This window comes from Peribacillus cavernae, assembly GCF_003989135.1.
Taxonomy (GTDB): domain Bacteria; phylum Bacillota; class Bacilli; order Bacillales; family DSM-1321; genus Peribacillus; species Peribacillus cavernae.
The window spans coordinates 1-26,176 of record NZ_RYZZ01000026.1; the positions used below are offsets into that span (position 1 = coordinate 1).

At 38.6% G+C, this 26,176-nt stretch carries 21 protein-coding genes and 4 pseudogenes; 11 read left to right on the plus strand and 14 right to left on the minus strand.

The genetic code is table 11. The features are described from left to right. Positions 1-323 precede the first annotated feature (323 nt). Positions 324-1,193, plus strand: a complete 870-nt coding sequence (locus ELQ35_RS15710) for a hypothetical protein (protein ID WP_126865874.1) — start codon at positions 324-326, stop codon at positions 1,191-1,193. A 431-nt stretch (positions 1,194-1,624) separates the two neighbouring features. Here the strand turns inward: ELQ35_RS15710 and ELQ35_RS15715 are convergent, their stop codons facing one another. Together ELQ35_RS15715 and ELQ35_RS15720 are read right to left on the minus strand one after the other, a co-directional pair. Continuing rightward, complete coding sequence (locus tag ELQ35_RS15715; RefSeq protein ID WP_126865876.1) at positions 1,625-1,924, minus strand: nucleotide pyrophosphohydrolase; 300 nt, start codon at positions 1,922-1,924, stop codon at positions 1,625-1,627. 1 nt (position 1,925) lies between these two features. Continuing rightward, a complete protein-coding gene (locus ELQ35_RS15720) occupies positions 1,926-3,560 on the minus strand; it encodes a DUF2075 domain-containing protein (RefSeq protein ID WP_126865877.1) in 1,635 nt (544 codons plus the stop codon). A 298-nt stretch (positions 3,561-3,858) separates the two neighbouring features. Here ELQ35_RS15720 and ELQ35_RS15725 point away from each other — a divergent pair, with 298 nt between their 5' ends. After that, positions 3,859-4,665, plus strand: a complete 807-nt coding sequence (locus ELQ35_RS15725; protein ID WP_126865879.1) for a DUF6602 domain-containing protein — start codon at positions 3,859-3,861, stop codon at positions 4,663-4,665. 507 nt (positions 4,666-5,172) lie between these two features. On the opposite strand, the gene ELQ35_RS15730 is transcribed toward ELQ35_RS15725, so the two are convergent. The 5 genes from ELQ35_RS15730 to ELQ35_RS15750 all read right to left on the minus strand — a co-directional run bounded on the left by ELQ35_RS15730 (position 5,173) and on the right by ELQ35_RS15750 (position 10,114). Further along, on the minus strand, positions 5,173-5,595 hold the full coding sequence (locus tag ELQ35_RS15730; RefSeq protein WP_126865881.1) for a hypothetical protein: 423 nt from the start codon (positions 5,593-5,595) through the stop codon (positions 5,173-5,175). Next, a complete protein-coding gene (locus ELQ35_RS15735; protein ID WP_185861798.1) occupies positions 5,577-6,482 on the minus strand; it encodes a nuclease-related domain-containing protein in 906 nt (301 codons plus the stop codon). Before ELQ35_RS15735 ends, ELQ35_RS15730 begins: the two co-directional genes overlap by 19 nt. A 72-nt stretch (positions 6,483-6,554) precedes the next feature. Next, entirely contained in the window at positions 6,555-7,331 is a 777-nt protein-coding gene (locus ELQ35_RS15740) for a hypothetical protein (RefSeq protein WP_126865883.1), read from the minus strand. Positions 7,332-7,958: 627 nt separating this feature from the next. Continuing rightward, a complete protein-coding gene (locus tag ELQ35_RS15745; RefSeq protein WP_126865884.1) occupies positions 7,959-9,305 on the minus strand; it encodes a GntP family permease in 1,347 nt (448 codons plus the stop codon). 77 nt (positions 9,306-9,382) lie between these two features. Continuing rightward, a complete protein-coding gene (locus tag ELQ35_RS15750; RefSeq protein ID WP_126865885.1) occupies positions 9,383-10,114 on the minus strand; it encodes a GntR family transcriptional regulator in 732 nt (243 codons plus the stop codon). Positions 10,115-10,253: 139 nt separating this feature from the next. On the opposite strand from ELQ35_RS15750, the pseudogene ELQ35_RS15755 reads away from it, so the two are divergent. Together ELQ35_RS15755 and ELQ35_RS15760 are read left to right on the plus strand one after the other, a co-directional pair. Then, positions 10,254-10,349, plus strand: a pseudogene (locus ELQ35_RS15755) (methylated-DNA--[protein]-cysteine S-methyltransferase); the annotation flags it as partial. Between the two features lie 131 nt (positions 10,350-10,480). Continuing rightward, entirely contained in the window at positions 10,481-10,672 is a 192-nt protein-coding gene (locus tag ELQ35_RS15760) for a hypothetical protein (protein WP_126865887.1), read from the plus strand. Positions 10,673-11,452: 780 nt separating this feature from the next. On the opposite strand, the pseudogene ELQ35_RS15765 reads toward ELQ35_RS15760, so the two are convergent. The 4 genes and pseudogenes from ELQ35_RS15765 to ELQ35_RS23790 form a co-directional block, all read right to left on the minus strand. After that, positions 11,453-12,338 (minus strand): annotated as a pseudogene (locus ELQ35_RS15765) (pentapeptide repeat-containing protein). Between the two features lie 139 nt (positions 12,339-12,477). Continuing rightward, complete coding sequence (locus tag ELQ35_RS15770) at positions 12,478-13,680, minus strand: MFS transporter (RefSeq protein ID WP_126865889.1); 1,203 nt, start codon at positions 13,678-13,680, stop codon at positions 12,478-12,480. Beyond that, the gene (locus ELQ35_RS15775) at positions 13,677-14,075 is read right to left on the minus strand and encodes a MarR family winged helix-turn-helix transcriptional regulator (RefSeq protein ID WP_126865906.1); all 399 of its coding nucleotides are present in this window, start codon (positions 14,073-14,075) and stop codon (positions 13,677-13,679) included. Before ELQ35_RS15775 ends, ELQ35_RS15770 begins: the two co-directional genes overlap by 4 nt. Positions 14,076-14,320: 245 nt before the next feature. After that, the gene (locus ELQ35_RS23790) at positions 14,321-14,527 is read right to left on the minus strand and encodes a phosphorylase family protein (RefSeq protein WP_126865908.1); all 207 of its coding nucleotides are present in this window, start codon (positions 14,525-14,527) and stop codon (positions 14,321-14,323) included. Positions 14,528-14,734: 207 nt separating this feature from the next. On the opposite strand from ELQ35_RS23790, the gene htpG reads away from it, so the two are divergent. Continuing rightward, entirely contained in the window at positions 14,735-16,615 is a 1,881-nt protein-coding gene (gene htpG, locus ELQ35_RS15785) for a molecular chaperone HtpG (protein ID WP_126865891.1), read from the plus strand. A gap of 53 nt (positions 16,616-16,668) precedes the next feature. On the opposite strand, the pseudogene ELQ35_RS15790 reads toward htpG, so the two are convergent. Then, positions 16,669-17,061, minus strand: a pseudogene (locus ELQ35_RS15790) (enolase C-terminal domain-like protein); the annotation flags it as partial. Between the two features lie 62 nt (positions 17,062-17,123). Here ELQ35_RS15790 and ELQ35_RS15795 point away from each other — a divergent pair. Both ELQ35_RS15795 and ELQ35_RS15800 read left to right on the plus strand, forming a co-directional pair. Further along, a complete protein-coding gene (locus ELQ35_RS15795; RefSeq protein ID WP_246026097.1) occupies positions 17,124-17,639 on the plus strand; it encodes a Fic family protein in 516 nt (171 codons plus the stop codon). A 125-nt stretch (positions 17,640-17,764) separates the two neighbouring features. Then, the gene (locus tag ELQ35_RS15800) at positions 17,765-18,247 is read left to right on the plus strand and encodes a PaaI family thioesterase (protein ID WP_126865894.1); all 483 of its coding nucleotides are present in this window, start codon (positions 17,765-17,767) and stop codon (positions 18,245-18,247) included. 238 nt (positions 18,248-18,485) lie between these two features. Here ELQ35_RS15800 and ELQ35_RS15805 read toward each other — a convergent pair whose 3' ends face one another. Beyond that, positions 18,486-19,919 carry an alkaline phosphatase PhoX gene (locus ELQ35_RS15805; RefSeq protein ID WP_126865896.1) on the minus strand — a complete coding sequence of 478 codons (1,434 nt, stop codon included), beginning with the start codon at positions 19,917-19,919 and terminating at the stop codon, positions 18,486-18,488. 290 nt (positions 19,920-20,209) lie between these two features. On the opposite strand from ELQ35_RS15805, the gene ELQ35_RS15810 reads away from it, so the two are divergent. Beyond that, positions 20,210-22,258, plus strand: coding sequence for a catalase (locus ELQ35_RS15810; RefSeq protein WP_126865898.1), 2,049 nt, complete (start codon positions 20,210-20,212; stop codon positions 22,256-22,258). 111 nt (positions 22,259-22,369) lie between these two features. Here the strand turns inward: ELQ35_RS15810 and ELQ35_RS15815 are convergent, their stop codons facing one another. Further along, complete coding sequence (locus ELQ35_RS15815) at positions 22,370-23,890, minus strand: UDP-N-acetylmuramoyl-L-alanyl-D-glutamate--2,6-diaminopimelate ligase (RefSeq protein WP_126865900.1); 1,521 nt, start codon at positions 23,888-23,890, stop codon at positions 22,370-22,372. Positions 23,891-24,410: 520 nt separating this feature from the next. Between ELQ35_RS15815 and ELQ35_RS23795 the strand changes: the two are divergent. The 3 genes and pseudogenes from ELQ35_RS23795 to ELQ35_RS15825 form a co-directional block, all read left to right on the plus strand. Then, positions 24,411-24,575, plus strand: a pseudogene (locus ELQ35_RS23795) (peptidoglycan-binding domain-containing protein); the annotation flags it as partial. Positions 24,576-24,584: 9 nt separating this feature from the next. After that, positions 24,585-25,247, plus strand: coding sequence for a C40 family peptidase (locus ELQ35_RS15820; protein WP_370873529.1), 663 nt, complete (start codon positions 24,585-24,587; stop codon positions 25,245-25,247). A gap of 391 nt (positions 25,248-25,638) precedes the next feature. Further along, the gene (locus tag ELQ35_RS15825) at positions 25,639-25,974 is read left to right on the plus strand and encodes an MGMT family protein (RefSeq protein WP_126865902.1); all 336 of its coding nucleotides are present in this window, start codon (positions 25,639-25,641) and stop codon (positions 25,972-25,974) included. The last annotated feature ends 202 nt before the right edge of the window (positions 25,975-26,176 follow it).

The window sequence follows — 26,176 nt, forward strand, 5'->3', positions numbered from 1 at the left end:
TGGCAAAGGCGGGTCTATTGGGTGGCAATATTCAGGGCTGGAATAGAATTAGATTTTGTCTTAAACATATGGCATTGTAGGGTAGTTGTATCTGAATTAATTCTGCATATTTAGCATCTTCTTACGGTGAATTTAATAGAGAAATGACAAAGTTATAGGAATATAAAAAAATCTTACAGGATGAAAAAATTAAATTTCCTAGCATTTTAGAAGAAAGCGGAAAAAAAATTAATAATGTCAAAGTCATTGTAATTGAACACAGATACTTACTCTTTTTATTTGATGAATAATTTAAATATATTAGAGGAATTGGAGAGGGTTTTATGCAGTTTATTGTAAGAAATATCATTGGTGATGATTTCGACTACAAGAATATATATGATTACTTTTCAGAAAAACAATTGGAAGCATTTAAAAATTGGATTTACAGTAGACACCATAAGAATATAAATAGCTCAATGACTATAAAGCTTAATTCAGAATGGATTACACGAAATTATTTAAGTTCCAAAATGATTTTATCAGCAACAGTTATGTTGACATCTTTAGAGTATGCAATTGAAAAAAACCTCAAAATGACATTACCATACTTGTATTATTATTCATTGATTACATGTTGTCGGGCTCTTTTGTATGCAAATCCATATAATGAATGGAAGGACAATAGTGATTTTTTAAATATGAGTCACTCTAAAATAATTAATCTTACAAAAGACTACTTAAATCACTTGGATAAAGAGTATGCATTAAAAATAGATAATATTTTAAATGAGTTAAAAGAGTCGAGAGAATTATTTTCTTATAAGTTCCCATCAACAGGGCTGGCTATTGTAAATGAATACGACCTAGATGAGATTATTGAGATATGTAGTACAATCTGTGAATTAGCTCAGTTAACCAGCGAACAAATACAAAAGTATATTTTTAAGAAATGTATGGATAACTATGAGGATTGGAGCAGAGTAGATTTAAATTATTTAAAACACACTTATAGCTATAACGGTATAACAGATTCAGAAGATTGGCGTAGAATCGATTATATTAAAAGGAAACAGCCATTTCCAGCTAGTATATATTATACAATGACCGAGGGAATGGTAGAGGACTACTTTGGAGCTTGGTGTCCTGATGATGAAGATGACGATTTATACAATCCGGATGTAAATTGGAGGATAATATTCCCAGTTAGATAACGAAACAATCTTAATTTAGATACATCACGGGAAACCGTATCATAAATAGATGAAGTTCTGTTTTTGTGACTGTAATTACTGAGGGATAGCTTAAGCCAATGCTAAACTAATGCATTGGCTTTTTTATTATGGGCTGGATATTAGAAATCAATTGCATTCTTAATTATTATATATTTAGAAGGGACCACACCTCCTTCTGTAAAACCTTTAACGGCTATACCTAAAGTTTCATCTGCTATATTGTGAAATGATTAGAAATTTGATTAATTATACTCATAATCAAAACTCCTAAAAAAACTGGACAACTCTTCTTTTCTTCCAAAGGAAAATCGTTTAACACAGGGGCGGCTTCAAATAATCAGCTGATTTTAAATAAGAGAAGTGTTGGTCACTTCCCGAAATCTGTTTAATTCTTTTTTTGATTTCCAATATCAAACGGGATACTTCTCCCCATTCTTCCCCATCTTCTCTTCCACTATCTCCTTAACATCCAATCCAAGTTCATCACACAACATAAGCGAGTATATCAGAACGTCTGCAATTTCCTCTTTGATGTTTTCTTTATTTTTCTCAAGTGCTTCTTCACTGCTGATCCATTGGAAGTCTTCTAGGAGTTCAGCAGCTTCGATGGATATGGAGATGGCAAGGTCTTTTGGGTTGTGGAATTGTCTCCAGTTACGCTCATCCCGGAATTGATTAATTTGATTAATTAGATACTGAATATCGCTCATTTTATCTTCCCCTTTCCAGCTCCAGTAGTCGTTTTCTTAAATTAGAATCTGTGGCGTAGATGTAGAGGCCGCAGATGCCGCGTTTCATCAGTACATTAATTGAATTAAGAATGATTTCTTCCTTGATGGCTTTGTTCACTTCAGCCTTAAAATCAGAGCGGGATGCGAAAGCTCCTTTATCCTTGTATTTAGATGGATCGATGAGCAGCTCGTCTTTTTCTTGATCATAACGGACAGAGGGGCCGAGCACTACGCCAACATAATTCAAGTCAAATCCCTGGATGGTGTAAATGGAACCTACTTCTCGGATCGAGTCTGGATTTTCTGCCCATGCTACGTTGTTCATGGTGTTGTTCCAAGGCATATTGATCCCACGTTCATCAACTATGTACGTTTTCTTGTCCTTTTTATGCAGGTAATCAAAGGTCGAGACAATACGTGAGAGGCCGACAACTTCATTCTTTTCTTGAATAGCTGTCTTGAATGATGTGGCATCTTCAAAAATTTTAAGCTCAAACGAATTCTCATAAGGTATTGGAAGAATCTCTTTTGCAACAAACCGGTCAATCCAATGAATCGTTTGCGGACTGGCATTCATCCTCATTTGATCCGTCAGTTTAACGGTTTTACTGCTATAGTGATTCGTAATTTCTTCAATCAGCCTGTCATTCCAGTAGCTTTTGATTTTGAGCACTTGCTTTGGGTCAAATATGACGATTGTCACCTTGCTGCGTTTGATGATTTCGTCAAGTTGATTTTGGTAATGAAAGTTGTTGTAGCTGTCTTCTTTCGTCAGCAACAGATGGGCTTCATCCACCAAGACTATGTCAGCCCTTTCGCCCGCATTCGTTTTCTCATTAATAAAGGGAGTCGGTTTCATCAGACTCTTCTTCTTGATGTTGGGTAAGCTATTGGCAATATTTTTATAGGTTTTGAGCATCTCCCCGTTGTTCACCAGCAAGTAGTTGTCTGTCCCCGCCAGTTTAGAACTTCGATCTTTAGATAAATCCTGAATGGTATTAAACAAAGAACTTAATAGTACACTTTTGCCAGTCCCGGCGTCCCCTTCAATGGTAATCACGTGATTGCCATCCTGCTGAATATGATCTCTGCAAAACTGTAAAACCTCATTTTTAATATCAACCTGTAGAGGTGTTAATTCTTTGTAAGGAGATAATTTATATATATCTTTATTCCTCAGATTTTCAATCGTATCAGAAACGATTCTTTCTTCACGAAGTTTCTCCCAAATTGACTGAAAGAGCTCTTCATTGTAATAATGCTTTTCATAATAATTGTGTGTTTCTCTTGTACTTGTTTGACTAACATTCTGCAGCTGGTATTTGTTATCCGCAATAAAATGATTGATTAAGTTTGTCTCAATATTATAGGTAGCTGATTGATTAAACTTTTCATGGCCTATCAAAATAGATTGTGTTAAATCCTTTCGTCTTTTATCCTCTAAATGATTTTTCAACCTTCTTGCAGCCTGCACGGTTTGACCGATGTAAGCAGAAGGACTCTTTTTGTCATTAAATAAAATATAGACAATTGGATAATTGTCGAGTTGAACGGTTTTAACCGTGTACTCGGAACTTCGGGTAAATTTTTTCTTTTCGACTAATAACTCATTCATACCGGTGGCCTCGTTTGTCTTTTTTTAACATCATCGTAGCATAATTAAAGGACAGACACTCCCCAATTGGAATAAATTCTTATTTAAAAGATGAAATTAATTTAAGTAATTAAACATGTGAAAAATATTTATCATAGCGGTCCATAACTTCCTAGTGAATTTCAATCATATTCTTACAATAAATGGTATAATTTACAGAAGGTTATTGACAATTCTAATTTGATAGGGAAGCACGTGAACCATCCTGTTGCTCCCATTTAACTTAAAATTAATAATGTAGAAAGGTGCGGAAGGTATAATGGGTCCCAACTCTTTAGAATATCAAAAATCAATTGCTCTTGAATTCAATGCTACTAAAGATAGAATAAGATATTTAATAGGTTCTACCCATTGGGGTGAAGACGGTAGACATAAGGAAGTAATTTTAATGAATTTTTTAAAGCGATTTCTTCCTAATAATATTGAGGTAGGAACGGGTTTCATAAAAGACGGAGATAACATATCCACTCAAATTGATATAATCGTCTATAATCCATCATTGCCATTATATTTTAAAGAAAATGATTTTGTAATCGTCCAACCTAAAAGTGTACTAGGAATAATTGAAGTGAAATCCAATCCTGATAGAAATAAAATTGCAGAAGCAATTTTTAAGGCTAGTAAGGCTGTGGAACTCATCCAAGATGATTCAATCTTTAACGGTTTATTTATTTTTGGTAATGCTAATAATAACCAAAATCATTCATCAAAGATATTAAAAAAGCCGAAAGATGGTGAATTTAAAAAATCTTTATTAGATGCATTATCAAAAGATAATGGTATAGATCATATTGTCTCTAATGATGGTGCATTTATAAAGAAGTGGAATGAAGAGGGAAAGTTTAGTTGCTATGCTATAAAGGATTTAGCAGCAAGTTACTTTTTCTCAAACTTACTAGATATTATTAACAATAGAAATGAATTATTAGGTATTCCAGAAGCTATGTATGACCATCTTTATCCTATACCAGAAGGTAAAGAAACTTTTATTAAATGGAAAGTAGAGCAACAGATAGAAGAACCGACATTAAATGAACAGATAGCGCATATATCTAGAGAAGTTTAGTGTCAAATTGTTGCGTATTTATATTATAAAACCTCATTTAGATTCGCCACGGTGAACCGTATCATAAGTAAGTGAGGTTATTTATTGTATGAGGTCTTTATAAGGGAATTGTGAAGGACCCAATATGATTTACAAATGGATAAGTCCATCATTAGGGAACTGGAGGACATATCCAGTAATCAAGTGAAAGAAAGGGCTTCATTTGGATGATGAAACCCAAACTCAATAAATGAGCGAGAAAAAGTGCTTTCATCTGAATGATGAGACCCCAAACTCGATAAAAGGAGCGAGAGCAAGTGCTTCATTTGAATGATGAGACCCCAAATTCGATAAATGAGCGAGAGCAAGTGTCTTCATCTGAATGATGAGACCCAAACTCGATAAATGAGCGAATACAAGTGTCATCATTTGAATGATGAGACCCCAAATTCGATAAATGAGCGAGAGCAAGTGTCTTCATCTGGATGATGAGACCCAAACTCGATAAATGAGCGAATACAAGTGTCATCATTTGAATGATGAGACCCCAAATTCGATAAATGAGCGAGAGCAAGTGTCTTCATCTGGATGCTGAACTCCCAAACTCGATAATGAGCGAGAGCAAGTGTCTTCATCTGGATGATGAGACCCAAACTCGATAAATGAGCGAATACAAGTGTCATCATTTGAATGATGAGACCCCAAAATCGATAATGAGCGAGAAAAAGTGTCTTCATCCAATGATGAAGCTCGAAAACCGATAAATGTGTGAAAGAAGGTGTCTTCATCCGGGTGATGAAGCCCTAAAGTTAGCCAATAAGTGATAGAAAAGGCGTTCATGTGGTATTTGAGAGCCAAATTAAATAATTGGTGGAAAAACTGTCCTCTATAGAGTTTTAAGGAACAAGAAGGCGGGGAAGAGTTTGATTTTTTTATTCGTAGTAAGACCATTGATGAACTCCTACTTTATTAAAATTATTTTCTAGAATCCTTCTAATCCCCCTTTTGGACTTTACCACTTTACACCATTCATGAATTACATTTGTCGCAACCTTTTGATCAGGGAAAAGATGTTTAAATTCATCTACACTTCTCATTATAGCAGTATCAACCAATTCCTCGTGACCACAATCCTCACAAACACATTTCCTTCCCTTGACAGATATTGAAAAAGAGCTGCACTCTACACAAGTGATTCCCTTTTGCAGTTGGTCATAGTTATAAGGCGGTAATAGTTTAAAAGGAGAGTCTTTAATATGCTGTGAAATTAATTTGTCAGCTAACATCTTGTGTTTCCGATCTAACTTTGAAGATGTAGTATTTAGGTTTTTCAAATAGCGGTTAACCTGAGTTGGGAAAATAAATGGTTTGTTGAGAGGTGCTTGATATAAGGTGAATTCGGGGTTGATAAAAACGACTGAAGAATTAATAGGTATTTTAAATCCAAAGTTATGAAGCAGCTGGCGAAGCAAAGATTCGCTTCTACTTAATTGGTTAAGTGGATTATTAATTTCAGATTTGGATTTGTTGTATAACCTTTCTTGTTCGTAAAAATAATCACCATCATAATTTTTCAATTCAAAAAAATGTATGGTACTTGAAAAAATAATTAGTGAGTCAACTTGGAACACGGAATTATTAAATTTGAGCAGCAAATCATTTAAAATAAAGCATTCACAATCAAGCTTATCAGTTAAGGAGTCAAATAGCACCTCCCCTTCATAGCCCTTTTTAAGGTTGAAATAGTGTTGCTTGTCCTTGTCAGATAAATTCATTCGAGTGTTTAAGGACTTCAGAATGAGTAATTCATATGACTCGGTTCGTGATTTATAATGCACAGTTCCACATCCTTTCTACTTCTTGAAATTTTAAGTCTAGCGGTTAATCACGAAACTAATAACATGTAGAGGTTAACTATCTATAATAATGTAGTTTTTTGCCCTTTGCGGATAGACACTTTCTGTATGACACCAATTCCAAAATATATCGTCGTCTTTTTTGCCAATTATACCGTACATAAGTAAACCGGGGAAAACCGCTTTGTGTGGTAAGCCTTTTATGCAATAGGTGCGATGTGACTTTAAACCGGTTAATATAACCGTATCGTCCGTAATCCTAGTGATTTCAAATAAACTTTCCAAGGTTTCAGTATATTTGTTAAAATGGCGTTCAATTTGGTCTGAATCTTGTTTGGGTTTCCAGTCAGTATGATGAATTCGGGGGAAGTCACGCAAGTAGAGGGTGTTTAGCAGGTGTTCACACATTTTAAGATCAAAACTGGATTCTTCTACATATTTCTCAATAACTTCAAACCATGTCGTGCCGGCTCGTTTATCAAGCCATTTAACAAATTTCTTTAATTGGAACAGGAATTTTACGACTTCTTTTCCGTGTGGAGTAACATGCATACAGTAGGGATAATAGGTGAACATGAATTCTTCCCAAAACGAAGGCGTGCATTGTTTCCATGAGGGAGGACAATGATCTTCTAGATAATCAGTCATATATTTTGAAAAAATACGGAGAAACTCGTTACGGTTTTGATTGGGACTGTGTTCACGTTTATACGAGATTAAATCTTTTCCAAAAAATTCGAGCAGACCCCGGTACCTCATATCGAACTCGGCGCTAATCTTCAAGTTTGCATGAAGCTCCCGATACTCCTTCGGGTCAGAAATGGGTTGCATAAATACTTTCACTTGAGGGAATGTTTCACAGCAATTTTCCTTGTTCCTCCCGCTGCCGCAATCACATAAAAATTGCTTTCTCATAGATTTGATCAACCAACTTTCTATTTAATTTTTTTAATCGATTAGGAAAAAAAGCCAGAGAGGTGAAGATAGGAGAATTTCGGAGATAATTAGGGAAATTATACCTTACAAAGGAGACTTTGTCATTATAAAATAGTGAAATTGTTTTTCCTTGTAAAGGTTTGATCCTAAACTTCCATCTTTATCTGCTAGACATTAATAGAATTAACTCTGGATGACATTGCCCTTCATAAAAAGAAGGGGATTATATGAAGGTTTTAAAAGTAATTTCCATATGTGTGATAGGCTTGGCCATAGTTTTGGTCACATTTAATGTAAGTAAAGAGTGAGATTAATGATGACAAGAAAAGCTGAAATATACAAGTGTATTGAATTAACTATGTATATTTCAGCTTAAATTATTTAAGAGTTATCTGGTTTTTTTAACCCCAAATTTCATAGATTTCAAAGGTTCTTTCTTCAAAAACAAAGGGGAAGCTTCTTACGGAACATGCGTGACAAACCATCAGTGAGTGGATGATACAAGCTGATGGAAGTTTCAACTTATACGAATAAACTTAGTAATAGGATAAAACCTAATCCAGCGACAGAAATAATAGTCTCAAGCAATGTCCAGGTTGCAAATGTTTCTTTCATACTTAAACCAAAATACTCTTTAAACATCCAGAAACCTGCATCATTCACGTGTGAAGCTATTAAACTACCAGCACCAGTTGCAAGCACGACTAATGCCAGGTTAACGTCGGATTGACCCAACAATGGAATGACTAAACCAGCAGTTGTCAAAGCTGCAACAGTAGCAGAGCCCAATGAAATCCGTAATATTGCTGCGATGATCCAGGCAAGTAATATTGGGGATAATGAAGTACCTTTGAATAACTCGGCCACATAGTCACCTACACCGCCATCAATTAATACTTGTTTGAAGGCCCCGCCGCCTCCAATAATTAAGAGCATCATTCCAATATGTGTAATCGCTGTTGTACAGGATTCCATCACAGTTTTAATAGGAATCTTTCGTGCCAATCCCATTGTATAAACGGCAACTAACAAAGAAATCAACATGGCAGTAGATGCATCACCGATAAAACGGATAATTTCGAGTGCTCGATTATCTTCAAAGCCCATTGTTTTTTGAAGCAAAGTAATAACCGTAGCAATTGACATTAAAATAACAGGAAGCATTGCGGTAAACACACTGATTCCAAAGCCAGGAGTGTCTTCTAGTTTAAATTCCTTTTGTTCACCTAAAGAGGCAATATTACCAGTTTTCGTAAATGAGTCTGGTACCAGTTTTTTTGCAAGCATAGTAAATAAAGGTCCAGCTAAAAAAACCGTTGGAATGGCGATAATAAAACCGTAAAGCAACACCTCACCAAGGTTTGCACCATATTCACCAGCAATGACTGTTGGTCCCGGGTGAGGCGGTAAGAAACCGTGTGTCACGGATAAAGCTGCCGCCATTGGAATGCCGAGATATAATATAGAAACCTTTAATTGTTTTGAAATGGCAAAGACGATTGGAATCAATAACACTAAACCTACTTCAAAAAATAAGGCAATACCGATAATGAATGAAGCAACGACGACAGCCCATTGAATATTTTTTTCTCCAAATTTGTTAACGAGGGTCATCGCAATCCGTTGAGCGCCTCCTGAATCTGCAATTAACTTGCCCAACATCGCTCCGAGTCCAAAGATTAAAGCTAAATGACCAAGTGTTCCGCCTAATCCAGCTTCAATTGATTTTACAATTTCAGCCATGGGCATTCCAAGTGATAAAGCAACGCCAAACGAAACAATGATTAATGAAATAAAGGTGTTTAATTTTAAACCCATAATTAATAGTAGTAATGCTAAAATCCCAACTGCTACAATGATTAATGGCATCGTAATTCCCCCGAATTTTATCTATTTGTGTGTATTAAGCTTCTTTGGTAATTTGCAATCTGTGAATAATCTTCTTGTTAGTCCTTTTCTTGCTCTATTCTTTTCGATAGTATTTGTTGTGACATCCAGAGGTCTTCTACTTTACCTTGAACATCATCAAAGTTTTGATGTAAGGACTCAATCATGAGGGCTCTATCTTTTGTTTTTATCGCTTCAATATAAAGTTCATGATTGTTCACAATTCGTGTAAAGTCATCGTACTTTTCCTTGAAACGCATGCGCATCGATAAAAGAATGAAGCTTTCCATAACGGGTTTTAAATTATTCCAGATCATAAGGATGTATGAATGATTAATTGTACAAATAATCGTTTCATGGAACAGGACATCTTGATATGAAAACTCATCCGCATCACTGTATTTGATTGCGACTTTCATCATTTCTAGTATTTTACTAAGTTCCTTAACTAACTCATTAATGTCCATCCTTACAAGCCGTTCAAATACAAACGTTTCTATGAGTAAACGTACATCATAAATTTCTGCTATTTCTTTTTCTGTTAAACCAATAACAACTGCACCCATTCTTTCTAATCGTATGATATTTTCGGATGCCAGTATTTTTAATGCTTCACGAACGGGTGACCGACTCACAGCAAAATCTGCAGCTAATTTATTTTCCGATAAAATGGTGCCGCTTCCAATACCGCCAGAAATAATACGCATTCTAAGCTCGCATGTTACACGATAGCCAGTGGAAGCTTTTGAAAGCCATTTTGCGGGATATAGAAATTCACCTGATTCGGCCATAAATTCACCTTCTTTCATCAATCAAGTATACTTGTATACAAGTATTATAACCAAGATTTTTAATTATGCAAGCGCTTTTTTAAACTCGTGCCTAGTCACGCTCTGATATTTGTCAAAGTAGATAGATATTTAGAATGACGGTTCAAATGGTAAATTAACAGGTTATGCAGGTGGTTTGTGGAGAAAGGAATGGCTTCTTCAGCATGAAAGGACATTTAATAAGGAAACGACTTAATACAAACCTACATTTTCATTAGCCTCTTTACTAAGTGCAGCACTCGCAAGAATGTTTATTTAATTGTAAACGACATGATTAATGCTATACTTGGTGGATAGATTTGACGTCTGAAAGGAGTTAAATATCTCGTGAAGTACATAAAACCGCAAATGAAACAGCTAATCAAAGACAATAAAGAATTACAAACGCGCTTAAAAGAGTTGATGGAAGAACACGACCTTGAGAAAAACTTTGCCCTTAAGGCTTTGTACCATTCAGAAGTTGCTGAAGGCGGAAAGTATCAGTTAGCATACCAAGCACTTGACTTGCCCAAAGGGTAGGTCATTTTTTTTGTGATAATTAGGTTTCTTTAAGATTACAAGTGTAACGACAACCCTTAAATCAGGAGATTGTATAAATATTTCCGGGTTAAATAAGGTTAACTTCACCAAAAAATAGGGATAATACTAAATCTATATATGTTGAACTTAAATTTTTCACACGCTTCAAATTGGTTTTAGGGTTTCATTCTGCACAGCAGGTTGTATAAGACGTTCCACCAGGCATAAGAGTGCCTTTATAACCCCTGTGAAGGACAAAAACGAGTCAGTTCGCCCGTGAAATGTCCTTCATAAGGACAATGAAGGACAAAAACCAGCCAGCTCGCCCGTGAAATGTCCTTCATAAGGACAATGAAGGACAAAAACGAGTCAGTTCGCCGTGAAATGTCCTTCATAAGGACAATGAAGGACAAAAACCAGTCAGTTCGCCCGTGAAATGTCCTTCATAAGGACAATGAAGGACAAAAACCAGTCAGCTCGCCCATGAAATGTCCTTCATGAGGGCAATGAAGGACAACAAACAGTCAGCTTGCCTTAGAAATGTCCTTCATAAGCCTATAGAGTTCGAATTTCATAAGTAGAGGCTTCTCAAGAACCTGTAATTGTTAAGTTCAAAATATATAGGGGTGAGATGTTTCTTCATTACGACCTTTTTTTATGAGCAAGTCTAAAGAAAGTCATTCCTTTACTTGGAATTTGGGCTTTAATTAGGTTATTTTAGTAATAAAAATCCCAATCTCTCATTTGTAGCGCAGAGAGATTGGGACTTTTTAAGTTATTTTATTTGTTTTTTTGCTCAAAAACAGACCAGTGTGTTGGGCGAGAAAGCAAGTGCGGTAATTTTGTATGTGTGTCGCCCTTCGCTGAGTTAATCTGAACTTGAGTGAGAAAGATACTATCGGTGAGATCAGCTCCTCTAAGGTCGGCGTCTCGTAAATCAGTCCCGATAAGGTCAGTCACTCTTAAATCAGCGTCTCGGAGGTCAGCAGCAATAAGGTATGCGCCTCTTAAGTCGGCTCCTCTGAAATCAGCACCTCTTAAATTTGCACCGATAAGATCGGCTCCTCGACGGTCGATTTTCCGACTTTTTTTGGAACTCTTACGTTGGCGGCGTGACTCGGTTCGCACTAGTTCGCTTGTCCTTAAAAGCAGAGCGTTTACATCTGCACGGTGTGATGGAACATCTAGTTCCATGAGTGAATCTGGACTAAGTTGAGTAAGCCGTTCCGTCTCGTCAAGCGCGAAGCTAAGCTCTCTGTGAATCGGACGAGACGCTTTCAACGTCAGAGCTTCGGCAAGATACCAGAGCATCTCATGAAGCTGTTGCAATTGGGAACACGTCGAACATTTTCTTCGCCGTTTCTGGACCTTTACGCCAGTCGGCTCCTCCGAACGTGACTTTGGAAACTTTTTGTCCTGCGCCGAAGCAGTCAAAAACAGTACACCCTTTAAATCCCTGCTGTCTGAGGCTGTTGTGAATACCGCAACGGCAATCCGATTGCAGATTGGGGCAGGGCTTGCCGGTGTCTTTATCGATTGCAAAATCTATCGAAGCTGCGAAGGGTAGTGCAACACAACACAATCCGAAGCAGTTTTCGCAGTCAGCACGCAAACTGTTGCGGCTAATGTCGCGTTTTGGATTTGGATAATCATGATTCTCAAACAATACGTGCACTTCCTTTGCTTCCGTATTACTTGCATATTCTACTATATACGTAAGTATATAGGATTATATTTCGGCGTTACAACTGTAACAGAAATAAAAGGGACATCCCATCTCAGGATGTCCCTTTCCGAGTTGTCTATCAAGCTGAAGCAGATTCTTTGACACTCGCCCAAACCGCTCTTTCTTTTTTGCCATGAAGGAAGTAGTAAAGTACAGAAGTTGTAAGGACTACAATGCCCATCATTACATACAGGGCACTATAGCCAGTTATTGGAATGATGAATCCAAGCAGATAAGGGCCGAAGCCAAGTCCTGCGTCAAGTGATATAAAGAAGGTTGATGTTGCCAGCCCCATACGATCGGGTGGAGTTAATTTAACCGCGATGGCCTGGGTGATTGATTGCATATTGCCGAAGCCGAGGCCAATAAGGATACCGGATGCTAATAAAGTTATGCTGTGGTTTGCTGAACTTAGCAACAGCATCCCAGCTGCGAAGATAATAAAGGCTGGATACATAATACAGTTTGCGCCTTTTCTGTCCATGATGCGGCCTGTGAATGGGCGTGATACCAATACTGCTGCCGCATATACGATAAAGAAGAAGCTTGCTGCGCTAACCAGGTTTATTTCCGTCGCATAGAAATTAATAAAAGAAAGGACGCTTGAGTAACAGAAGGCTACTGCCAGAGTAATGAAGGCGATGGGCAGTGCTTTTGGCTCGACAAAGTGGGAAAGCTTAAAGCCTTTTGGTTCAGCTGGCTTTGTTGTTGCTTTCAATACAGGCACATACAGGAAGAAGGCGGTTATCAAACTGATGACCCCTAAAACAAGACAGAAGCTAAAGATCATTTGGAAGCTTGTGTGCTGGCTCATATACAGTCCTATGAATGGCCCGATTGCTGTAGACAGGGTTGAACTCATGCTGTAGTAGCCGATTCCTTCCCCCCTTCTTGTTAACGGGATAATCTGGGCTACAATCGTTCCTGTTGCTGTGCTCGCTATACCGAGTGAAATACCATGTAGTAGCCGGTTAATTAGCAGGAAGGTAATACCGTAATTTAAAAAGTATAAACATGTCGCCAAAATAAAAAAGCTTAAACCAATAAACAACATTTTTTTGCGGCCGATTGAATCAATGATACGGCCGGTAAACAGCCGCCCAATTAAAGCACCGATAATAAAAATTCCGGTTACCAATCCGGCCTGGCTTGTAGAAGCATCAAATTCTTCTACTGAATAAACTGCCAGGATCACCAATAATAAATAAAAGACTAACGTTAAGAAAAAATTGACGGAGGAAACAATGATAAAATCCTTCGTCCACAGTTTAGGCTGATTCATTTTTCGATCTCCTTACGTAATATATTGTTCCGTATTTCTTCCATAATGCGAATTGCCTCGAGTTGTTCCTCTTTTGATATTCCTTTTAAAATGTCCTGTTCATACTGGTCAACCGTCACACGGACATCCTCATATATTTTTCTTCCGAGCTCCGTAAGCTGCATTCTTTTTTCGCGTCTATCTTTGCCGGGAACATGCTCCACATACTCCAGTTCCTCCAAACGGGTAATTGTCCTGGTAACAGTCGGTTTCTCCACACTCAGATAATTAGAGAGCTCCACTAGCGTTGCAGAACCGTAATTGGATAAGTAGTACAAAATAGACCATTGTGCTCTGTATAAATGATGCTTGCCCAGCTCTATATTCAGCCTGTTCTCAAAAGGCCGGTATAACATCAACAGTTGGTGAAAGAATTTTTGATAAGACTTTATTATAAACACCTCTTTGGGAAATTAGTTACCTTAGGTAACTGTATATATATTACAGGAACTTTAGCAATATGTCTAGTGTGCTTCTGAAAGTGTATATCATTATGATCAAGTAAAGAAGAAAACAAAAGTCACTTCCACACGAGGGAAGTGACTTTTTAGATATTACTCCATATTCTTAAGCATGTTTTCGATAATAGAAGATGAATTTTTTACATTTGCTTAAAATCTTCCCATTTCATAACTGCTTCTTCACCTGCGTCATCTGACGCGGAGCGGATGACTAGATATGGTACATTGTTTACATGTGCTACTTGTCCAACAGCAGCGCCTTCCATTTCAACGACATAGGGATTAAATGTCTTTAGAATCCAATCCTTTTTTTCGGCATTTGCGATAAATTGGTCATCTGTTGCAATCCGTCCTTAAAAACTTTTATTTGCAAAACAATCATTGAATTCATTAGTGATCTCCAACACAAACCAATCCGAGTCAAAAAATCCATATTGACACAACTTTCGGTATATGATATTTAAATAGTGGTTAGCACTCGAGCGTATAGAGTGCTAACCAAGTGGAAGTATGGATCAATCATTATGGCTTTTATATGAAAAGGGGAAACGTTAATGGAAAAAACGCAATTTAAAGCAGAATCTAAACGGCTATTGGACATGATGATTAACTCTATTTATTCTCAAAAAGAGATCTTTTTAAGAGAGTTAATTTCGAATGCCAGTGATGCAATCGATAAAATCTATTACGAAGCATTAACAGATGATTCTTTACGTTTTGATCAGGACAGTTACTTTATCAAAGTGGCCACTGACAAGGAAAACAGAACATTGAAAATCTCGGATACCGGGATTGGAATGACAAAAGAAGAGCTTGAAACTAACCTTGGGACCATTGCTAATAGTGGTTCATTAGCATTCAAAACGGAAAATGAATCGAAAGATGGGCATGATATAATCGGTCAATTTGGTGTTGGATTTTACTCATCATTTATGGTAGCGGACGTTCTTACTGTCATAAGCAAAGCGTTAGGCAGTGATAGTGCTTATAAGTGGGAATCTACAGGGGCTGATGGCTATACAATCGAGCCATATGAGAAAGATGTAGTTGGCACGGAAATTACTCTAAAAATCAAAGAAAATACAGAAGACGAAAATTATGATGAGTATCTGGAGGAGTACCGGTTAAAAGCGATTATTAAAAAGTACTCTGATTTCATCCGCTACCCCATCAAAATGGATGTGACTGAAAATAGGCCTAAAGAAGGAAGCGAAGACGAATATGAGGATTTTCAGGAAGAACAGACTATCAATAGTATGGTTCCGATTTGGAGAAAGAATAAAAGTGAGCTTACTCCGGAAGATTACGACAACTTTTATGCAGAAAAACGGTACGGTTTTGACAAGCCAATCAAACATATCCATATCAATGTTGATGGTGCAATAAGATATAGTGCCATTTTATTTATCCCGGAGAATATACCTTTTGACTATTATTCTAAGGAATACGAAAAGGGGCTGGAGCTCTATTCAAATGGTGTATTAATCATGGATAAATGCTCGGACTTGCTTCCTGATCATTTTAGCTTTGTGAAAGGAATGGTCGACTCGGAGGATTTGTCCCTTAACATATCCAGAGAGATTTTACAGCATGACAGACAGTTGAAGCTAATCGCGAAAAACATCAACAAAAAAATCAAAAGTGAATTGCAAAGTTTACTAAAGGATGAAAGAGAAAAGTATGAAGCGTTTTATAAATCCTTTGGCAGACAATTAAAATACGGGGTTTACAGTGAATTCGGAGCTCATAAGGAAGTATTACAGGACTTATTGATGTTTTACTCCTCCAAAGAGAAAAAGCTGGTAAGTTTAGATGAATATATATCAAGAATGCCGGAAGATCAAACATATATTTATTATGCTTCAGGTGAATCGCATGAAAGAATCGAAAAGCTGCCACAGACAGAGCTAGTCTCAGAAAAAGGCTATGAAATTTTATATTTCACCGATGAGATAGACGAGTTCGCCATCAGAATGTTAATGGCATATAAAGAGAAGGAATTTAAATCGGTATCAAGCGGTGATTTAGGGATTGAAGCAGAAGAAAACCAAAATAACACCGATTCAGAAGAGAGTGAAAACAAAGACCTCTTTGACTATATGAAAAATATTTTATCAGACAAAGTAAAGGATGTTCGGGTATCAAAACGATTGAAGTCACACCCAGTATGTTTATCTACGGATGGTGAAGTGACGATTGAAATGGAAAAAGTACTCAATGCAATGCCTGATAACCAAAACATAAAAGCGGACAAGGTTTTAGAAATCAATCCAAATCATGAGGTATTCAATTCCTTAAAGGATGCTTTTGAAAAAGATAAAGAGAAAGTAACTTTATATACAAATCTATTGTACAACCAGGCACTTCTAATTGAGGGATTGCCAATAAATGACCCAGTAGAGTTTACAAATGATATTTGTAAGGTAATGGTATAAAGAATGAGTGTAACCGAGCATGGGTTTTTCCCATGCTTTTTGCTCGGTTTTTCTTACCACTCAGCAATACTTCCGTCCTTATGTCTCCAAACCGGGTTTCTCCAGTTATGGCCAATTTCAGCCATGTTTCTCACATGATCTTCATTGATCTCAATTCCGAGGCCAGGTCGGTTGGGGATTTTTACATATCCATCCTCATATTCGAATACTTGATTATCCACGATGTAATCAAGTAAATCACTGCCCTGGTTATAATGAATACCTAAGTTTTGTTCCTGAATAAATGCATTGTGGCATGTAGCATCCACTTGCAGGCAGGCAGCCAAAGCAATTGGTCCTAATGGACAGTGAGGGGCAGCCGCCACATCGAAAGCCTCAGCCATTGAAATAATTTTTTTGCACTCTGTAATACCACCTGCATGGGACAAGTCAGGCTGGATGATATCAGCTGACAGGTCATGAAAATCAGTATGATCAACAAGTAAATCTTCAATATAAAATTCATCCATTGTTAATATCAGGGATTACTCATCATATAATTGGTTATATTCATCCCTTCCCTGATGGGAATGGGAGAACAGCGCGTGCGTTTTCTACACTTGTTGCTCTTATACACCCGGATTTAAGCACAATAAAGGATGCTTTTAGTGTTGAAGAGTTTTTTGATAAAAGAATTGAAGAATATTATGATACTCTCATGCAGGCAACTCAAGGGGAGCTAAAACCATTTTTAATGTTCTATTTAGAATGTATTAATGCCTCACTTATGAAGGTATTGAAGGAACTCCAGCGCTATGACAGAATTAAACATGTCAAAGAGTTATTAGGCAAAGGACATGCTCGAACGATGTTTGAAATTATTGCCCGCATGGAAGATGGAGATCATTTTCATCGTCAAATATTTGATGATATGTTGAGTGCATCGGCTTCTAGTATCGCCAAAAGTTTATCGAAACTTAAAGAACTAAATGTCATTAAATCTGGAGAGTCTAGAGGAGAATATGTAATATCTATTTTAGATTAATTTTGGTCAATTGCAGATCAAGGTAGGGATAGTATATAAATGAAGAATCGGCCACCTTAAAGTAAAACTTTTTTCCATCTGACGGGTGCTAGGACCAAATTAGAAACTTAAATGGGGTGGGAAAAATGGAAGAGAAAGTGATAAAAGCAATTCAAGATGATTATCCAGATGATTTTGCATATTGCTACGGGTGTGGGCGGATGAACGATGATGGCCACCATTTCCGCACGGGGTGGCACGGGGACCGTACGATCACGATTTATACTCCACTTCCAGAACATACTGCACTTCCTGGATTTGTCTACGGAGGGATAATGGCGTCGCTTATCGATTGTCATGGCACTGGGTCTGCTGCCTTGGCATTGCATCGTAAGAATGGCAATGAAGTTGGAGATGGCTCGGAGCCGCCTCGGTTTGTGACGGGATCCTTAAAGGTGGATTTTGTAAAGCCAACACCGCATGGCACTCCATTACAGGCACTAGGCACAGTGGCAGAGATTCATCCAAAGAAGTGGAGAGTCAATACAGAGGTTTATGCGAATGGAGAGCTTTGTGCCCGTGGTGAAGTCATCGCTGTGGTGATGCCTGATACCTTTTTGAAAAAATAAACCACCTTATAAATATATGAAATCGTCGAAAGGATTTCCTAATGTAATCTGGAATTCGATCGATGGAGAAACAGCTACGAAAGAAAATGAAAAAACTCAGTCTTGGCTGAGTTTTTTGTCGTTATAGAAATACCACACTTTTTAAGAAAAATAACAGGGCTCACAGTAGCAATTAAAAACTGCAATTTGTGCGCCCCGTCAATAATCTGATTTTCAGTCAAATTATAGAAAGCAAACTTTAAATGATAGGCAACCCGTGACGCTGGTAGACTGCCGCTTCAAGCTGGGATATCCCCTGGTTCTCTGCAAATGCAGCCAGCTTGTCGGAAACGTGCGGCGCAAAGTTCTTGGGAGGGGCTGTGTGGCCCATTTGCCTTTGGCGGGCAGCGTTTCTGTGTGCAAATGGGCCCCAAATCGCAAAGGTCAAACCAGGGTTTTGGATGTTCACAAAGAAGGTCCGTCCGTCAGTAGAAAAGGTAGGGCCGGCCAATTCAGAGTCATTAAGCAGGTTTTCAGCGAATACGTAGGTTTCTGCTTCCGGTGTAACACCAATAATTCTGTCTATACCGCCTCCATCTTCGGCAATCCATAAGTCTCCCCATGGGGTAATGCAGATGTTATCAGGCATTTCCAAATCATTTGCCTCCGATGATTCGTAGAAAAGCTCTAATGTGTTTGTCGCGGGAATATAGCGATATACTCGTCCTAGCTTTTTCGAACCCGCAGAGGTATCATCAAACCAAAATACACCGCCTGCAAAATACGCCCCCTCCAGGCGGCTGAACTGAATGCACCCTTTATCCTTTGCGTCAAGACTAGGTTTTTCAGGATTTACGTCCTTCCAAGTAATCCCGTACTTTTGCCCTGTATAAAAACTGCTTGCTGTAGCTGTTGACATCTCCTCGATTGCCGCTGCCTGTAGGGTACCTCCTTTTTGCAAGGCACCTGGCTTTTGGTTCCGGTCATTCGGTATGAATCGATAAAGAAAACTTGGGCTGGCATCTTCTGTTAAGTATACAATTCCTGTGGATGGGTCGATAGCAGTTGCCTCGTGGGAAAAGGCGCCCATTTCCCTGATAGGGGTTTTGGACATGTTGCTTTCAGGATCCTTCGGGTCTACTTCGAAAACGTATCCGTGTCCTTGATTAAGAGTCTCTTCGCAGGTGAGCCAGGTTCCCCATGGTGTTGCGCCTCCTGCACAGTTTCGGATTGTCCCTGCAGATGTTACGTATTCATCAATCACTTTACGGTTGGCACCGACAACCAGAGCGGTCGTGCCGCCAGTGTAAGACTTATCATATGGGTTTTTTCCTTCAACCGGAAATTGCGTATTACCGCTCTGCTCATGATTGCGCACAAGAATAGTAGAGTTTTTAGGACCCTGGAAAGCAGCCATGCCGTCAAAGGCTCCAGGGATTACACGACCGTCAGAAAGTTTTCCGCCTTGCTCGGAAATAATACGGTATTGGAAGCCTTTTGGAAGATTAAGGATTCCGCCTGGATCCTTTACTAAAGTACCATAACCACTGAAACTGCCTTTTGTCTTTTTTGCTGCCGCTAACACATTATGAGTACTATCTAGTGTAAGCGCACCGGTCGCTCCAAGTGCTAACGCCATCGTGCTCATTCCACCTACTTTTAAGAAGTTCCGTCTATTCATGTTCTTGTCCATTAAAAATTCCTCCTTACATTTTTTTGAGGATGAGATTCATGGAAGCAACCCTTTCACTAAAGTAACAGACAAAATTAAAGAGGCTGTTTAGCTATTATTAAATTTTATTAAGTTGGTAAAGATAGTTTTAAAGTTGCAGGACAAAGTATTAGGGAGTTTGCAAAGTCTGGCTTGCCAGTGGAGACTCTATAAAAATACAAAAAATCTTGTCGAAATTCTGTTTGTTCTGACTTTTGGCAGGGTACAGGTATGGTGATGTTTATACTTAACCTGCAGGGAGGAAGAGCTGAATGAGCGATGAGCGTAAGATAAATGAAAACAGTAAGAATGAGCAACTGGAGCAGTTTCGGGTTGATGATGAAGGCCAAAAACTGACGACCAATCAAGGGCTGAAGGTTTCGGAGGATGAGTTTTCTTTAAAAGCAGGTGAACGGGGCCCGACTTTAATGGAAGACTTTCATTTTCGTGAAAAAATGACACATTTTGACCATGAGCGAATTCCGGAGCGGGTGGTGCATGCACGCGGTTATGCCGCTCATGGTGAGTTTGAAGTTTATGAATCTATGAAAGAGTATACCAAGGCGAAGTTTTTGCAAGATCCAGCTGTGAAAACGCCTGTGTTTGTCCGTTTTTCAACGGTAGCCGGATCTCGCGGATCAGCTGAGACCGTACGGGATGCACGCGGTTTTGCGACGAAATTCTATACGGAAGAAGGGAACTATGATTTAGTAGGAAATAATATCCCTGTCTTTTTCATTCAAGATGCGATAAAGTTTCCGGATTTAGTGCATGCGCTCAAGCCTGAGCCGCATAATGAATTTCCGCAAGCCGCTTCCGCTCACGATACGTTTTGGGATTTCGTGGCTAACAATCAGGAAGCGGCCCATATGGTGATATGGACGATGTCGGACCGGGGGATTCCGCGAAGCTTCCGGATGATGGAAGGTTTCGGTGTACACACATTCCGCTTTGTCAATGATCAAGGGAAAGCGCATTTTGTGAAGTTCCATTGGAAGCCTGTACTTGGGGCGCATTCCCTTGTTTGGGATGAGGCGCAAAAAATAGCAGGAAAGGATCCTGACTTTAATCGCCGTGATTTGTGGGAGTCAATTGATAATGGTGATTATCCTAAGTTCGAGTTAGGAGTCCAACTTCTTACTGAAGAAGATGAATTCAAATTTGACTTTGATATCCTCGATTCAACGAAACTTTGGCCGGAGGAAGATGTACCGGTAAAAATCATCGGGAAGATGACGTTGAATCGTAACGTGGATAACGTATTTGCCGAAACGGAGCAAGTTGCCTTTCACCCAGGCCACGTTGTACCAGGAATTGATTTTTCAAACGATCCTTTGTTACAGGGACGATTGTTTTCCTATACAGATACACAGTTAATTCGCCTTGGAGGTCCAAATTTCCATGAGCTGCCGGTTAACAGACCAGTGTGCCCGTTCCACAACAACCAGCGTGATGGTTACGGCCGCCAAACGATTAATAGAGGGCAAGTCAATTATCATAATAATTCACTTGCTGCTAATACACCTGCCACAGTCAGTGAGGCAGAAGGCGGATATGTACATTACCAGGAAAAAGTGGAAGGGCGCAAAGTACGCAGCCGCAGTGAAAGCTTTAAAGACCATTTCTCCCAAGCAACACTGTTTTGGAACAGCATGAGCAAGCCTGAGAAAGAGCACATTATCGATGCCTTTAGTTTTGAGCTCGGAAAAGTGAAGAGCAAGTCTGTGCAGCAGCAAGTAGTCGATATGTTTGCCAACGTCAGCCTGGAATTAGCAACAGCGTTCGCAGGGGCGATTGGGGCCGTCCCACCTAAAGAGGGAGGCTCTGAGGTGACGAAAGCATCTCCAGCACTGAGCCAGCTAAATACAAAGAAAAAGCCTGATACACGTAAAGTAGGTGTTCTTCTTGGCAACGGGTTTAACGGCTCTGAAGTGCAGTCCGTCTTGGAAGCATTGAAAGCGAAAGGCATTCAGCCTGAAATTATTAGCGACAAGCTCGGAAAAGTAAAAGGAACTGACGGCAGCGCACTAGAAGCCGACCATACATTCTTGACGGCAAGTTCTGTTTTATTCGATGCCATCTATGCGGCTGGGGGAAGCGGTGAAAGCAAAAAGTTTCTTCAAGGTGCAGCTTACTTTGTTAGTGAGGCATTCTCACATTATAAACCAATCGGGGCGACCCATGAAGGCAAGCAATGGCTGGAAGCAGGTAATATGGAAAATAGCCCAGGTGTGATAAAAGGAGAAGATGTGAACGGATTTGCGGAAGAATTCGTCGAAGCAATTTCAGCTCACCGTCATTGGGACCGTCAACTTGTTTAAGGATAGATAAAACAGGGAGAAATCCTTTCTGTTTTTTTATGTTTCCAATAAAAAAGCACTAATGCGATTAGTGCTTTTTGGGGCCAATCAGGAATTACATTTAAATAGTAATTAAGCTTCTGCATAGTTCCAATCATAAACCGAGTGATCTGTTTCAAAATAGCTTTTAATAATGTCTTTATCAGAATGAGGAATTTTTTCTCCTTTTACAAGCTGGGCGCCATTAATACATCCGCTTGTCAACAGAATGAGATCATTTTCCTCGCTTAACGAAAGGGCGGTAAGGACCCCTTCATGGCGTGTCTGTCCGGTATGGATATTGCTTGCGTAGCGATTTGAAAAACCATCTAAAACATGTCCGATAATCTCTTTTGGATCATGAAAGCCGGGATGATCAACGGCCACAATGATTTCATCCACTTCCCCTTCGACGGTTTCAGCCATTTTTGGCATTTTCTCTTTGTCTCTTATACCGATTCCAGTTATCAGGACGATCAGGCGGTTGTATGTCAGTTTCTTTGCTTCTGTTACTAAACTTTTGAGCGCTACCGGTGTGTGTGCGTAATCTAAAATGATTTTTCGGTTGCCGTAGTCCTTCAAGATTTCAAATCTACCTTCGGGACCTTCGATTTGGGGCAAAACCAGGAGTATATTTTGTATCGAAAAACCTAAATGAAGCCCGGTGCATATGGAAGCGAGAAGGTTAGCCACGTTGTAATTTCCGAACACAGGCGTGTGAACGATAAATAATTCACCTTTTACTCTCAGTTCAAAAGAGGTCCCGTCGTTGGAGACTTTGATATTAGTCCCAATAACATCCGCAGACGAATCCTTGTCTAAACTATAAGTTAAAAGCGGGCCCTGAAAGGACTCGATGATTTCTGTTGCCATACCCTGATCATCGTAATTGACGACAGCTTTCTTCGCTTGATCAAATAACTTTAGCTTAGCTTTTTTATAGTTTTCAAAGGTATGGTGGAATTCTAAGTGTTCGGGAGATAAGTTGGTATGGATAGCAATATCAAAATCGATTCCTTCTACTCTTTTTTGTTCAATAGCAATAGAGGAGACTTCCATCGCAGCCACTTTGTCGCCACATTGATGGAAATTATTAAAGATTTCATGCAGTTCAGGGGCCTCAGGTGTTGTAGGTGTCGTTTTTTCGAAGTCTATGTTTCCTTTTGAAGACCATATCCCGGTCGTTCCAATTAAACCGGCAGGAGATCCAAGAAGGTTCAATAATGACGTAACGTAAGCTGCTACTGTTGTTTTCCCATTTGTTCCGGTGATACCTACGGTTAAAAGCTTCCGATGGACGTTCGTATAGAAAAGAATCGATAAGTGAGCAAGGAACACGCGTGCATCTTCTATAAGAAGAAAAGTTCGATCAGGGTATTTTGTGCTCAATGGCTTCAAAATGGCTTTGTTCTCACCGGCTAAGACTGTTGCTCCTTTTTTTATAGCATCTTCAAGAAAAGAATGGCCGTCATGATTTTCACCACTAATGCAAACGAAGGCGGAATTTTGTATAGCCTTTCTCGAATCATATAGTACAGCAGAAATCGTGTTTTGCTGTTGTCCCCATAAACCTTTAATACCTAACTGTTCGTGCTGTTCAAAATGGATTTTCATTGTCTGCTCCTTTAAAAGGTTATCGTTAAATAATAATGGATAATGTCATATGTAATATAAAGAAAATAACTATTTTTACATACAAAGCTTACCTTGCGAGAAGAGAATAAACCTTTAAGGAAACTACTTCCTTTATTCTTTTACCCTCTATTGAAATAATTATTCTTTCATTTCGATTAAGTAGATAGTAAACATGTATTCCATCAGCTTCTGCATATTTAGGATGGTCTGCTGTCTAAAAAAGGAACTATAAAAGAAAATGAGCGAATTTTGTCAAATTATCAGAAAATTAAGTACCATTACATTTTGGCGTTTTTTGTATTATTTTTTAATGTTAGTGTTATCTAATTAAAATAATCTCGTCATTTTAAAGTGGTAACATTTGGGGATAGAAAAGAGTTTGGGGGAAATAAATAAATTGAAAAGACTAATAGCATCCTTAGTAATGGTAGGTACTTTACTTGTCAGTAGTCCGTTGGTTAGCAACGCCGCCTTGGGAGATCAGACGTTAAAAAGTGGTATGACTCATAGTGATGTGAAGCAATTACAAGAATTTCTGAAGAAAAAGGGACATTTTAAGAGCAGCAGAACAACGACCTATTTTGGAACCGTTACGAAAAGTGCTGTCATTAATTTTCAAAAGAAGTATCGTCTACAGGCAGATGGAATTGTTGGGAAAAATACATATAAATCAATGGGGATTTCTAAAGGCGTAACACAAACGGTTAGTAGTGGCTCCTTTGGGAATCGGACTTTAAAAAGTGGAATGACTCACAGTAATGTGAAGCAATTACAAGAAACTCTTAAGAAAAAAGGATACTTTAAGAGCAGCAGAACAACAACCTATTTTGGAACAGTTACGAAAAGTGCAGTCATCAACTTTCAAAAAAACCATGGTCTAAAAGCAGATGGTATTGTTGGAAAAAACACTTTCAAAGCATTAGGGAGCTCAAAAACTGTTAGCACCAATGTTGCAGTAAAAGCGGCATCTACTTCTTCTAAGTCAGCGAAAATTGTATCAAACGCGAAAAAATATATGAATGTGCCTTATAAATGGGGAGGCAGTACGCCAAGCGGCTTTGACTGCAGCGGCTTTCTAGTGTATGTCTTTAAGCAAAGTGCGAATATTAGCCTGCCTAGAACGGTGTCCGAAATTTATAAAAAGGGCGTTAGGGTTTCTTCTCCAAAAGTTGGAGATTTAGTATTTTTCGAAACCTATAAGCCTGGTGCCTCACATGCCGGTATATATGTCGGAAATAATCAATTTATTCATACTTCCTCTTCTCAGGGAGTGACAATAAGTTCTTTAAGCAATAGTTATTGGTCTCCAAGATACCTGGGGGCAAAAAGAATATAAGTAATAAGATTACTGTTTTTTGATATTAATAGTTTGAAACAAGTGAGAAAAAAGACTATCTTCCCAGAGATAGTCTTTTATTTTGGGGCTATAATTGTTCCTAATCTTCGATATGCAATCTATTCTGCTATGATATATAAAGTCGAAACTTTTCCTAAAAACTCCTCCATGTTTTTACAAAATATCTAAAAAACTTTGGTTGTGATATTTGTAATTTAACAAATTGGAGAGATAACTATGAAGAAATTTGCGGCAATCCTTGTTCTAGTATTTAGTTTCTTTTTCTTAACCAGCCAAACTAAAAGCTTCGATCGTCAACAAACCTACGTAGTTGAATAAGTACAAAAATGGGGATAATATAACACAAACAAATAAAGATAAGAGGATTATAATGACACCATTTACTGCAAGAGTAATCGAGATCATTAAATCGATACCAGAAGGGAAAGTGATGACTTACGGGCAGATCGCAAAGCATGCCGGAAGCCCCCGTGGAGCCAGGCAGGTTGTACGGATTCTTCATTCGATGAGCAAAAAACATAAACTTCCGTGGTATAGAGTGATAAATGTCAAAGGGGAGATTGCTGTTAAAGATGACGAAGCGAATGTTTCGCAAAAGTTGTTCCTCCAGGAGGAAGGCATAGAATTTGATGGAAATAATCGTATAAATTTTGAGCTATATCAATTTCATCCAGATAGAGTCTATGAAGATCATGATCTTTTTTAAACATAAAGGCTGCAGGGGATATCTGCAGCCTTCCTCTATATAAGCGGGCTCTCGTTAAATCGGAACTCCGCTTATTTTACTTGCTATTGTTTCAGTTCTTTTCACTTCATTCTCTTTTTTACCAAAAAGCTCCTACGATTGCTATTCCGGCTATAGCTCCTAAGGCAATTCCAGCGCCGAAGCCCCAGCCCCAACCCCAACC